9 protein-coding genes are annotated in these 12583 nt (G+C 68.5%); all 9 read left to right on the plus strand.

Annotation, left to right across the window (positions count from 1 at the left end; genetic code table 11):
* The first annotated feature begins 223 nt into the window (after window positions 1–223).
* Entirely contained in the window at window positions 224–4249 is a 4026-nt protein-coding gene (gene eccCa, locus ABZ345_RS38465) for a type VII secretion protein EccCa (protein ID WP_359859823.1), read from the plus strand.
* Window positions 4250–4808: 559 nt separating this feature from the next.
* A complete protein-coding gene (locus tag ABZ345_RS38470; RefSeq protein WP_359859825.1) occupies window positions 4809–5147 on the plus strand; it encodes a hypothetical protein in 339 nt (112 codons plus the stop codon).
* 225 nt (window positions 5148–5372) lie between these two features.
* Window positions 5373–5747 (plus strand): hypothetical protein, encoded by a 375-nt coding sequence (locus ABZ345_RS38475; RefSeq protein WP_359859827.1) that lies wholly within the window; start codon window positions 5373–5375, stop codon window positions 5745–5747.
* 76 nt (window positions 5748–5823) lie between these two features.
* Complete coding sequence (locus tag ABZ345_RS38480; RefSeq protein ID WP_359859829.1) at window positions 5824–8658, plus strand: BTAD domain-containing putative transcriptional regulator; 2835 nt, start codon at window positions 5824–5826, stop codon at window positions 8656–8658.
* A gap of 182 nt (window positions 8659–8840) precedes the next feature.
* Window positions 8841–10652 (plus strand): type VII secretion-associated protein, encoded by a 1812-nt coding sequence (locus ABZ345_RS38485; RefSeq protein ID WP_359859831.1) that lies wholly within the window; start codon window positions 8841–8843, stop codon window positions 10650–10652.
* A 20-nt stretch (window positions 10653–10672) separates the two neighbouring features.
* Window positions 10673–11062 (plus strand): hypothetical protein, encoded by a 390-nt coding sequence (locus ABZ345_RS38490; RefSeq protein WP_359859833.1) that lies wholly within the window; start codon window positions 10673–10675, stop codon window positions 11060–11062.
* 147 nt (window positions 11063–11209) lie between these two features.
* The gene (locus ABZ345_RS38495; protein WP_359859835.1) at window positions 11210–11521 is read left to right on the plus strand and encodes a WXG100 family type VII secretion target; all 312 of its coding nucleotides are present in this window, start codon (window positions 11210–11212) and stop codon (window positions 11519–11521) included.
* Between the two features lie 49 nt (window positions 11522–11570).
* Complete coding sequence (locus tag ABZ345_RS38500) at window positions 11571–11858, plus strand: WXG100 family type VII secretion target (RefSeq protein WP_359859837.1); 288 nt, start codon at window positions 11571–11573, stop codon at window positions 11856–11858.
* A 257-nt stretch (window positions 11859–12115) separates the two neighbouring features.
* Window positions 12116–12559: a 50S ribosomal protein L13 gene (rplM, locus tag ABZ345_RS38505; RefSeq protein WP_359859839.1), complete on the plus strand. Its 444-nt coding sequence runs from the start codon at window positions 12116–12118 to the stop codon at window positions 12557–12559.
* Window positions 12560–12583 lie beyond the last annotated feature (24 nt).

Raw genomic sequence — 12583 nt, forward strand, 5'->3', positions numbered from 1 at the left:
CTAAGTCAGATCAGCACTTACAAATCAACGGCCCGACCCTATTGGTCCACTCGGACGCTCGCCGGGCGGCCCTAGTATGGCCGCACCGGCGCCTTCTGCACGTGTGGTTCGCAGAACACGTTCGACTGGGTTTTTTCTCGACCCACCTTCGTGGCTCGTTCAGATGCGCAATAGTGTCGGTTGCTACTGGTGGCGTAACGAGAGTCGAAGAGGTGCCTGTCAGTTGAGCACGCTGCAGTTCAAGCGAACGGCACGCCTTGCTGCTCCCCGGCCTCCCGGCGGCGAGGTCCACCTCGAGCCGCCACCCGAGGTCCCCCGGATCATCCCCGGCAACATCATGATGAAGGCGATGCCCGTCGTCATGATCGTCGCGTCCGTCGGCATGATGGGCATGATGCTCGTGCTGACGCCGAAGCAGCCGGCGGCGATGATCATGCCGGGCATGATGATGATCTCGACCATCGGCATGATGGCGGGCGGCATGGGTTCTGGCAAAGGCCAGAAGAAGGCCGAGATGAACGAGGACCGCAAGGACTACCTACGGTATCTCGGCCAGATGCGCGACCGCGCCCGCGAGGCGGCTGACGAACAGCGCGCCGAACGCGAGTGGGTGCACCCGGACCCGCAGATGCTGTGGTCGCTCGCCACCACCCGCCGCATGTGGGAACGCCGTCAGAACGACCCGGACTTCTGCCACCTGCGCGCGGGACGGGGCTCGCAGCGCCTCGCCACCCGCCTGGTGCCGCCGCAGACCGGTCCCGTCGAGGAGCTCGAGCCGATCGCGACGCTGGCCCTGCGCCGGTTCGTGCGCGCCCACTCGCTCGTGCCCGACCTGCCGATCTCCATCGCACTGCGCGGTTTCGCCGCGGTGGGCCTGCTCGGCGACATCGAGGACCGCCGCGACGTCGCGCGCGCCCTGCTCGCCCAGCTCGTCACGTTCCACGCCCCCGACGACCTGCTGATCGCGGTCGTCAGCGCGGGCCGCACGAAGCAGCTGTGGGAGTGGGCGAAGTGGTTGCCGCACGCGCAGCACCCCACCGACATCGACGGCATCGGCCAGCGCCGCATGATGGCGAACTCGCTCGCCGAGATCGAGGCGATGCTGGACGAGAACCTGCGCGACCGGCAGCGGTTCACCCGCAACGCCCCTCCGCCGCCCGACCAGCCGCACATCGTGATCGTCATCGACGACGGCGACATCAGCCGCGAAGAGATGATCATCCTCGAGGAGGGTCTGGTCGGCGTCACGCTGCTGGACCTGTCCGAGTGCCTGGGCAACCTGACGGCGCGGCGCGGTCTGCGTCTCGTCGTCGAGAACAACCAGCTGGGCGCCCGTTCCGCGAGCGGTGTCGAGTGGTTCGGCGCGCCGGACCGGCTGTCCATCGTCGAGATCGAGGCACTGGCCCGCAGGCTCTCGCCGTACCGCATGGGCGCCGCCGGTGAGGCCGGTGGCGACTCGGGCGAGGACCCGTTGGCGATGACCAACAACCCGCCGCTGCTCGAGTTCATGGGCATCCCCGGCGACCCGCTGACGTTCGACGTGCAGCAGGCGTGGAGGCCCCGGCCCAAGCGCGACCGGTACAGCATCCCGTTCGGCATCGGCGAGCACGGCCAGGCCGTCGTGCTCGACATCAAGGAAGCGGCCGAGGACGGCATGGGCCCGCACGGCCTGTGCATCGGCGCGACCGGTTCCGGCAAGTCGGAGTTCCTCCGCACGCTGGTGCTGGGTCTGCTGGCCTCGCACTCGTCGACGGCGCTCAACATGATCCTCGTCGACTTCAAGGGTGGTGCGACGTTCCTCGGTCTGGACAAGGCACCGCACGTCGCCGCGACGATCACCAACCTCGCCGGCGACCTCAGCCTGGTCGACCGCATGAAGGACGCCATCGAGGGCGAGGTGTCCCGTCGTCAGGAAGAGCTGGCGAAGGGCAACTACAAGAACGTCTGGGACTACGAGAAGGCCCGTGAGAACGGTGCCCAGCTCGACCCGTTGCCCGCGCTCTTCATCTGCATCGACGAGTTCTCCGAGATGCTGACGGCGAAGCCGGACTTCATCGACATCTTCCTGCAGATCGGTCGTGTCGGCCGGTCGCTGCAGATGCACATGCTCCTCGCGTCGCAGCGGCTCGAGGAAGGCAAGCTGCGCGGTCTGGACACGTTCCTCTCGTACCGGATCGGCCTGAAGACGTTCAACGCGGCCGAGTCGCGTGCGGCGATCGGTGTGCCGGACGCCTACGAGCTGCCGCCGATCCCGGGCTCGGGTTACCTGAGCGTGCAGGGCATGCCGCTGACCAGGTTCAAGGCGCTCTACGTCTCGGGCACCTACCGGCCGTCGGGCATGCAGTCCGCCGGTGAGTCGGTGGCCGTGCGCAGCGACAAGCGCCCGCGGTTCTTCGTGCCGGACTTCATCGAGATCCCGAAGGAGCCGGAGCGGCCGATCGAGCCGGTCAAGGTCGAGGAGAAGAAGGAAGAGGCGAACGAGCCGACCCAACTCGAGCTCATCGTCGACCGTCTCGTCGGCCAGGGCCCGCCCGCGCACGAGGTGTGGCTGCCGCCGCTCAACGAGCCGCCGACGATGGACACGATGCTGCCGCCGCTCGACGTGACCCAGGACCGCGGTCTCACGTCTCCCGGTTACCCGGCGAACGGCACGCTGCAGATCCCGGTCGGCGTGGTCGACAAGCCGTTCGAGCAGCGCCGCGACCTGCTGTGGGCGGACTACTCCGGTGCCGCCGGTCACGGTGCGGTCGTCGGTGGTCCGCAGTCGGGCAAGTCGATGCTGCTCAGGACGATGATCGCGTCGATGGCGCTGACGCACACCCCGCAGGAGGCGCAGTTCTACTGCATCGACCTCGGTGGTGGCACGCTCGCCGCGATGGAGGACCTGCCGCACGTCGGTGGCTTCGCCGGTCGTCTCGACGTCGACAAGGTCCGCCGCATGGTGGCCGAGCTCCAGACCCTGATCAGCGAGCGCGAACTGCGGTGGCGCGACCAGCGCATCGACTCGATGGTCGAGTTCCGCAACCGCAAGCGCCGCGGTGAGATCAAGGACGACGACTTCGGTGACGCGTTCCTGATCGTGGACGGCTGGATGAACTTCCGCCAGGAGTTCGAGATGGTCGAGCCGCAGGTCCAGGCGCTCGCCGCGCAGGGTCTGTCCTACGGCGTGCACGTGATCATCGCCGCCAACAGGTGGGCGGAGATCCGGCCCGCGATGAAGGACCTCCTCGGCACGCGGTTCGAGCTGCGTCTCGGTGACCCGAGCGAGTCGGAGGTCGACCGCAAGGTCGCGGTCAACGTGCCGCCCGGTCGTCCCGGCCGCGGTCTCACGATCGACGGCTCCACCGGACGCAAGCTGCACTTCCTCGTCGGTCTGCCGCGCGTCGACACCTCGCAGGACCCGACCACGGTCTCCGCGGGTGTCCAGGACCTCGCCAACAAGCTCAACCAGGCCTGGCCCGGCGCACGTGCCCCGCAGGTCCGGATGCTGCCGGACGTGCTCGACTACGGGCAGTTCATGGCACAGGTCCAGCAGCTCAACCCGAACCGCGGCCACCTGGTCCCGGTCGGCGTCAACGAGGACGAGCTCGCGCCGGTCTACATGGACTTCGACGCGGACCCGCACTTCTTCGCGCTGGCCGACGGCGAGGCGGGCAAGACGAACATCCTGCGCACGATCGTCCGCGGCATCATGACGAGCTACACCTCGTCCGAGGCGTTGATCCTGCTCGCGGACTTCCGCCGCACGATGCTCGGCTTCATCGACACCGACCACCTGCTGACCTACGCGGTGTCGGGCGCCCAGCTCACGCAGAACGTCCAGGAGGTCCGCGGCTCGCTCGTCAAGCGCATGCCCGGCCCGGACGTCACGCAGGAACAGCTCAAGAACCGCTCCTGGTGGACCGGTCCCGAGGTGTTCGTGATCGTCGACGACTACGACCTGGTCGCTCCGCAGGGTGGCGTGAACCCGCTGCAGCCGCTGGCCGAGTTCATCCCGCAGGCCAAGGACGTCGGTCTGCACATCATCCTGGTCCGCCGCATGGGTGGTGCGTCGCGCGCGATGTACGACCCGGTGATGGGCAAGCTGAAGGAGATCTCGGCGCCGATCTTCGTGGGTTCCGGTTCGAAGGAGGAGGGCAACATCGTCGGCAACCTCAAGCCGTCGCCGCAGCCTCCTGGCCGGGGCACGATGGTGACGCGCAAGCACGGTCAGCAGCGCATGCAGTTCGCCTGGATCTCGCCCGACTAATAGCAACGACCGCGCGCGGGGCCCTTTCCCACTCATCGGGAAAGGGCCCCGCGTGTTTTTGCGGAATGTGAAAGGGCCCGCGGCTTCGGCCGCGGGCCCACTCAGGTAGCAGGGGTTCTACCTGCTCCCCCCATTCGCCGGGACCCGGATCCGGTGCGGTCAAGAGGGAGGAGACCGCACCGGCCGGGACTCTTCGGAGGTTCCCCCAGGTCTTGCCTGCCTCCGTCGAACCGGTTGATGAAGACTTTGCCGGACGCCTCTCTCGCGGCGCTCACGCCTTGATGACATCCGCTGGCGCCTGGCCTCCGCGCATCTTCCGGGCAAAAGTAAGGGCCCGCAGCCGAAGCCGCGGGCCCAACCAGACAGCAGGGGACTGTCCGGTTCCCCCCATTGACCGGATCTCCGCCGGGCGGACCCACTGGGGAGGGGCAGCCCGGTCGGAGGCAGACGATCGTGACACCCCCCAAAAACTCGTTGTCACTCTCGTCATCCGGCTGATCACCACTTTGCCCTGCGGTGCTCACACTTCGGTCACACCCGGTCCACGCTCACAGACTCGATGCTCGGTCTCACCTGGGGGAGGGACGAGTACCGCGTGCTGCTCGCCACGCTTCCGTTGCGCGCCAACGAGTTGGTGTCGACCGACGAGATCCCGCTCGCCACCGACGCCATGCTGGAGGGCTACCGCTTCCTGTTGTCCCGGCGGTGGGCGCTGGTACTGCTCGACAACGTCCGCGACATGAGCGGCTATGCGGCTCGTCGGGCTGTGTGCGGGACTGCCGCTCGCGCTGGCTGTGGTGGCGGCACGGGGCAACTACCTCGCCGCGCTCGACTCTACGACGACCTCGGTTTCGCGAAGGCGGAGGACGTGCCGGAGATGCTCGCTCGGATCAGCTGAGGAGACCGGCCCCGCCACAGTGAAGAGGGAGGTAACTGCGGTGGGGCCGGCCGGACACAGGGTCGCGCGCGACGCTCGCACTTGGGTCACGTGCCGCGGCCCGGAACTGATGAGCGGTGCTGGTGGCCCCCCAGGTCTTCATGCCACCAGCACCGCTGAGTGCAACTGTGCCCCAGGGCGCTCACACTTTGCTCACACAGCGATCACAGCGCGTCTACACTGCTCGTGACCTGGGGGGATGCCGTGCAAGCCGAGTATCGCGTGCTGGGGCCGTTGGAAGTGCTTCTCGACGGCGAACCCGTGACGGTCCCAGCCGGACGGTCCCAGGCGCTGCTCGCGGCGTTGTTGCTCAGAGCCAACCAGTTCGTGCCGGTCGACGAGCTGGTGGACCTCGGACGGTACCCCTCCCCGGCTCGATCGCGCCAAGGCCGCTTTGCAGATGGTCGTGCGGCGACTGCGGGTCGCGCCGGCCTTCGCGTTGCGCGCCTGGGACTCGGTGCGCAAGCCGAGGCCGCCTGGCAACGAACGGCGGCCATCCAGCGTGGGCTCGACGGGGCCGCGGCGGAGGAGATCGCTGTCGCTCTTGCGGCGTTGGAGTAGCAGCCCGAACGGCGTCGGTGCTTAGCCAGATTTGTGAGCCGATGTAACACTCGGAGACCTGGGTGGAAGGGGGATCATGAGCGTCGAGTTCCGCGTGCTCGGCCCCCTCGAAGTGCTGCTCGACGGTGAGCCGGTGACTGTCGCAGGTGGACGCGGCCGGGTGCTGCTGGCGACCTTGTTGCTGCGCCCCAACCAGTTCATGTCGGTGGACGAGCTGGTCGACCGCCTGTGGGAAGGTGATCCGCCCACAGCGGACCGTGCACACAAGACGTTGCAGACCACGGTGTTGCGGCTCAGGCAGGCCCTCGGCGCGGCCAACCGCGTGCGCACCACTCCCGGTGGCTACCTGGCCGAGGTCGGGCCGGACGAGCTGGACCTGCTGAGGTTCCGCCGGCTGGTGAAGGCCGGTGACTTCGCCGCGGCCACCGAGCTGTGGCGTGGTCCCGCGCTGGCGAACGTCGGCTCCGACGCGCTGCACCGCGACGAGGTGCCGCGTCTGGAGAACGAACGCCTCGACGCCCTGGAACGCCGGATCGACGCCGACCTGGAACGTGGCCTGGCGAGCGGCCTCGTGGCCGAGCTGACCGCGTTGACCCAGCAGCACCCGTTGCGGGAACGGTTCTGGGCGCAGCGGATGTCCGCGCTCTACCGCTCCGGGCGGCAGGCGGAGGCGCTCGAGAGCTATCGCGAGGTCACCGCGCTGCTGGCCGATGAGCTGGGCGTCGACCCGGCACCGGAGCTGCGTCAGCTCCACCTCGCGCTGCTCAACGGCGAGGTGTCGGAGCCGGCCGGTCCGCGCAGGACGCTCTGCCAGTTGCCGCCCGACACGGCGGACTTCGTGGGTCGTGAGGGCATGTTCCGCAAGGTCGAGGAGCGGCTCGCGGGTCCCGGTGTGCCGGTGGTCGTGCTCACCGGTGCGCCTGGCGTCGGCAAGAGCGCGTTCACGATCAAGGCCGCGCATCGGCTTCGCGACAGGTTTCCCGACGGCCAGCTCTTCGCCAGGCTCAACGGCGCCGGTGGTACCCCGCGCGAACCGGCGGAGGTGCTCGCCGAGTTGCTGGTGGCGCTGGACGTGCACGTCTCGGCCATCCCGGACGGCCTGGAGGCGCGCAGTGCCGCGTTCCGCGCTCAGTTGGCCGACCGCGCGATGCTCGTGGTGCTGGACGACGCCGCCGGTCCGGACCAGGTCAGGCCGTTGTTGCCGGGAACGGCCGGCTGCGCGGTGCTCATCAGCAGTCGTCAGCAGCTCGTCCTAGTCGAGGGCGCGCAGAGCCTGCGGGTGCCGCCGCTCGGCCCGGACGACGGGATCGCGTTGCTGACGAGCGTTCTCGGCGCGGAACGGGCCGGCACCGACAGCGCCGCCGTGGCCGCGATCGCAGGCGCGTGTGGCGGTCTGCCGCTCGCGTTGAGGGTCGCGGGAGCCCGTCTGGCCGCCCGCGAGTCGTTGCCGCTGGGATCGCTGGCCCGCCGGTTGTCCGACGAACGCCACCGGCTCGACGAGCTGGCCATGGGCGACCTGGAGGTCCGCGCGACGTTCGGCCCCAGCTACGAAGCCCTGCCCGCCGACGCGGCGACGGCGTTCCGCAGACTCGGGCTGCTCGGCGCGACCGACGTGGCCTCCTGGACGGTGGGCGTGCTGGCCGGTGGTGGCGGCGAGCGGCTCGTGGAACGGCTCGTGGAGGCGAACCTGATCGACGAGGTCGGTCTCGACGTGACCGGTGAGCCCCGCTACCGCCTGCACGACCTGCTCGCGGTGTACGCCGCCGAACTGGTGCGCGCGGAGGACGCGCAGGTCGTCGCGACCGCCATGCGCCACTACCTCGACCTCCTGCTGACCCTCGTCGACCTGGCCATCGCGGACTGGACGGGAGGCGACGAACTGCCGCTGCAGCCCCTCGTCCCGTCCACCGCGCTGGATCGCGCCGAGATCGAACGGCTCGGCGGCGACGAGAACTTCCTGCTGGCCGAGATGGTCAACATCGACCGCGCGATCCTGTACTGCCTGCGGGAGAACTGGATCGACGACGCCGCGAACCTCATCGACCGCGCGTTCACCTTCCTCGACGTCTACTACTCCCACGACCGGGTCCTGCAGCTGCGCGAGCTCGTCAGGGAAGCGGCGTTCGCCGACGGCAACGACCTGGTCGCGTGGCGCTGCGAGCTCGACCTGATGGCGCAGCGGGTGACGCGCGGCGTCACCGAGGAGGTGCTCGACGGGTACTCGCGCTGTGCCGACGCCTTCGAGGCCATGGACGCCCAGGCCGAACTGGCCGCCTCACTCGGCGCGTTGACCTACTACCGGATGGTCCACACCGGACAGCCGCAGCTGGTGCTCGCCGAACGTGCCGTGGCCGCGGCGCGAGCGAGCGGTGTGCCCAACCTGCTTTCGGGCTCGTTGCGCGAACTGGGCACCATGCTCGCGACCGAAGGCCGTCACGCGGAGTCGGCGGAAGTCATGGACGAGGCCCTGGCGCTCAGCCGTAGTGGCGGCAAACCGAACGAGATCGCGTTGGTGCTCAGCAGGATCGCGTCGATCGCCATGGACAGCGGCGACCTGGTGCGGGCGGGTGCGGCCGCCCGCGAGGCGCTGGAGCTGGCGACCGGCCTAGACGACAACCGCGGCATCGCCTACTGCATGACCAGGGTCGCTCAGGTCGACCTGGCCGCCGGCGACGCCGGACACGCGCTGACCGGCGCGGAGAAGGCCCTCGCCCTCTTCGAGGGCCTGGGCGAACGCCGCGGGGCAGCCCGCGCAATGGCCGTGGTCGTCGAGGCGACCCTGGCTCTGGGCCTGCACCGCAAGGTGATCGACATCGCCACCGCGGCCCTGGAGAACTACGCCGACGCGGGCGACGCCGATGCCGAAGAACGACTTCGGGTCGCGCTGGCCGAGGCCCGGCGGAGGGCGTGATCGGTGAGCGTCGAGTTCCGGGTCCTGGGCCCGCTGGACGTGCTGCTCGGCGGCGACCCCGTCGACGAGTCGGCCGCGCGGCCGGCGTGCACAGCTGTCTGAGTTCTCGGGCGAACTCTCGCGGCGACCTGCGCCAGACCAGTCACATCGGGTAAGCATGTGCCCGGAAGAGGGGAAGGTGCATGAGCCTGCACGTCGCGGTCGACTTCGGCACGTCGAGCACCTGCGTCGCCGTCTCGGCACACGGCCGGGAGCCGCAGGTCGTGGTGTTCGACGGCCAGCCGCTGGTGCCGTCCGCCGTGTTCGCCGCCGCCGACGGGACGTTGTTCGTCGGCCAGGAGGCCGAGCGCCAGGCCGCAGTCGATCCTGCCCGCTACGAGCCGCACCCGAAGCGCCGCATCGACGAGGGTGAGTTGCTGCTGGGCAGCACCGTGTTGCCCGTCGTGGACGTCGTTCGCGCGGTGCTCACCCGTGCGGTCGGAGAAGCGCGCCGGGTCGGTGGCGGGGCACCTGTAGACCTTCTCGTGCTGACACACCCCGCGGACTGGGGAACGGTCCGCACCCGAGTGCTGCTGCAGGCTGCGCGGGGACTCGGCCGCGAGCTGGTGCTCGTGCCGGAGCCCGTCGCGGCTGCCGTCTTCCACTCCGCGAGCCACTCCGTTCCGGACGGGGGCTCGCTCGCCGTGCTCGACCTCGGCGGCGGAACTGTGGACGCGAGTGTGGTGACGCGCACGGGCAAGAGCTTCCGCGTCCTCTCGGCCAAGGGTGACCCGAGCTTCGGCGGCGCTGACGTTGATCAGGCGTTGCTGGAGCACGTCGGTGGGCTGGTCGCGGCGAAGGATCCCGAGGCGTGGCGGCAGCTCGTCGAGGGCAGGGAGATGGCGGATCGGCGTAAGCGGCGGGTGCTGCGGCAGGACGTCCGGGGTGCCAAAGAGACGTTGTCGCGGCACGCCTACACCGATGTGCCGATGCCGCCGCCGTTCCCCGACGCGCACGTGACGCGGTCCGACCTGGAGCAGCTGATCACCGCGCCGCTCAGCAGGGCGGCCGCGCTGGTCGGTGCTGCGGTGCGTGACTCGGGGCTCGCGCCCCAGCAGCTGGCCGGGGTGTTCCTGGTCGGTGGGTCGAGCCGGATTCCGCTCGTCGCCCGGCTGGTCCACGAGCACACGCGCGTGGTGCCGATGAGCATCGACCAGCCGGAGACCGTCGTCGCCCGCGGCGCGCTGCGGGCCGTCAGCCTGGATCCGGAACGGACCGGTGGCGTCGCCCAGCAGAAGACTCCGATGGGTAATCCGGGTGACGTCACCCACAACCTTCGGGTGAACGACGACTCCACCCGCAAGATCACCCGCCGGATCACGCCGCCGCCCGTGTCGCAGTTCCCCTCGCAGTTCCCCACGGCCCCGCCACCGAAGAAGAAGAGCAAGGCACCGCTGTTCATCACGATCGGTGTCGTGGTCGTGCTCGCTGCGGCGGGTGTGGGTGGCTACTTCTGGCTGAACCACGACAAGACGCAGCAGCAGCAGAACCCGCCCGGCAACCAGATCGCCGTCTACGACTACAGCTTCACCCGTCCGGACGGGTGGGAGCAGACGGGCGGAGTGGCGCCGGACCGGCAGGTGCTTTTGCAACCGATTGACCGTAAAACCGCCCAGCCGGATTCGCCGGTCGACCGCATTGCTGTGCAGGAGCAAACTCTTCTCTACGACAGTGGCGTGGATCATCCCAGGGCTGTGAAAGAACTGCAGAACCAATACGACAAGCGCAAGGAAGACGGCGACAAGGTCTCCGGATTTGCTGAAGCGACCACATTTGCGGGCAAGTCTGTTGTTCACTATCGCGAAGAAGTGAGCGGCGCGGCGGTCGACTGGTACATCCAGTTCGCCGGCAGGGCCCAGGTGAGTGTGGGATGCCAGGCGACCGAGGCCGGCCAGGCGGGGGTCCGCACCGCCTGCGAGCAGATCGTCCGCTCACTGGTCATCAAGCCGAAGTAGCAACGTCAGGGGAGTTGCCGATGTCCGCCACCGAGGCCCTCGGCCGGTTTCGTTCAGAGGTCGGGGCAGCGGTCACCCGTGCTCGTCGTGCCTCAGGTGAGATCGGTGAACGCAACGCCAAGCTGCGGGAACGCACACGTGACCTGGCGAGGCAGGCGCGTGAGCGCAAGGTCGAGCCCGATGCCCAAGCCACCTCGGCCGACGTGCGCGAGGCCGCCACCGGGTTCCGCACGGATCGCGGCCTGCCCGTCGAACAGGTTCCCGACGCCGCGGAACTGACCACGCCCGCACCAGTTGAGACGCAGCCGGTGGCCACTCTCGGTTCTGCCGCTATCGCCGGTCCGAGTGGTCAGCTTCCCCGTGCGAGTGACGATGACGAGGACTTTTCGCAGTCGCGAATCCTCTACTGACCCCGGTTTCACCCGGGACCGTTTACTAGAGCAACTACTTCGAAAGAAGTCGCGACAGGGTGGAACCGGCATGGCAGGGTCTTGCGTCGTAAGAGGCGTACGAACCAAGAAGTGCGACCTGAAGTTCTCTGAAGGGGGATATTCCCAATGGGCAGCTTTACCGTTGGACCGGAAGACCTCGACCGTCTCGCGAAGCAGATCATCGACATCGACGGCCAGACCCAGGGCACGCTCCGCCAGGTGCGCGGCGCCGCCGAGGGGGTCCGCGGCTCGTGGGATGGCGCTGCGGCCGCCGCGTTCACGAAGCTGATGGAACGCTTCGACGACGACACTCGGAAGGTCCAGGAGGCTCTGCGCAGCATCGCCGAGCAGATCTCGGGCTCCGCCCAGACCTACATCCAGAACGAAGAAGAGCAGTCGCAGGCAGTCAGCGACATCTCGAACCGTCTCGGCAGCTGAACCAACGCAGACCTTCACACTTTCGCATCAGCCTTAAGGGGAGAAAGAAATGTCCAGCCCTATCAAGATCACGTTCGGCGAGCTGATGAGCACCTCTCAGCAGATCACCAGCGGGGCCAAGCAGGTGGAGCAGCAGTTGAACGACCTCCAGGCCGAGGTCAAGCGAGTGCTGGGTGCGTGGGATGGTTCGTCCTCCGCTGCCTACAACGAGGCGCAGGACAAGTGGAACACCGCCGCCGCCGACCTGCAGGCCGTGCTGGCCTCCATCGGTTCGGCCACCATGCAGGCCGCCGAGGCTTACAAGCAGGCTGAGGAGCAGAACGCCCGCCGCTGGTAAGACCTCTGCGGTTCAGCTAGACCTCTCGCGAGCCCCGGAACCACGTGGTCCGGGGCTCGCGTACGTCCGGAGAAGGGTGCTTCGGAGGGGCCGTTTTGGTCCCCGCACCACCCATCCGGTATCTTCTTACGTTGTTGTGCGGTAGCTGGCGCCCATGTGTGCCGCGCCTGTCTCGGAACCACCGCTTGGTCCGTCCAAGATCGGTCTGGGGCAACCGCCGCAGTGACCCCAGACGCAAGTGACGACGAGGTAGATCCGTGCGCACGTACAGCCCGAAGCCCGGTGAGGTGACCCGCACCTGGCACGTGATCGACGCCCAGGACGTGGTGCTCGGCCGGCTCGCCACCCAGGCCGCGACGCTGCTGCGCGGCAAGCACAAGCCGACCTACGCTCCCCACGTTGACACCGGTGACTTCGTTGTCATCATCAACGCGGACAAGGTCGCTCTGACCGGCGCGAAGCGTGACCAGGCGTTCCAGTACCGCCACTCCGGCTTCCCCGGTGGTCTGCGCAAGCAGTCCTTCGGCGAGGTCCTGGACACGCGTCCGGACCGCCTGGTGGAGAAGGCGATCAAGGGCATGCTGCCCAAGAACCGCCTTGGCCGTCAGATCGCGAACAAGCTGAAGGTCTACAGCGGACCGAACCACCCGCACGCGGCGCAGCAGCCGCAGACCTTCGAGATCAAGAAGATCGCCCAGTGAGCGACGAGTACACCGAGGAAGTTC

Origin of the sequence: Lentzea sp. NPDC005914 (genome assembly GCF_040629405.1) — a bacterium.
Lineage (GTDB): Bacteria > Actinomycetota > Actinomycetes > Mycobacteriales > Pseudonocardiaceae > Lentzea.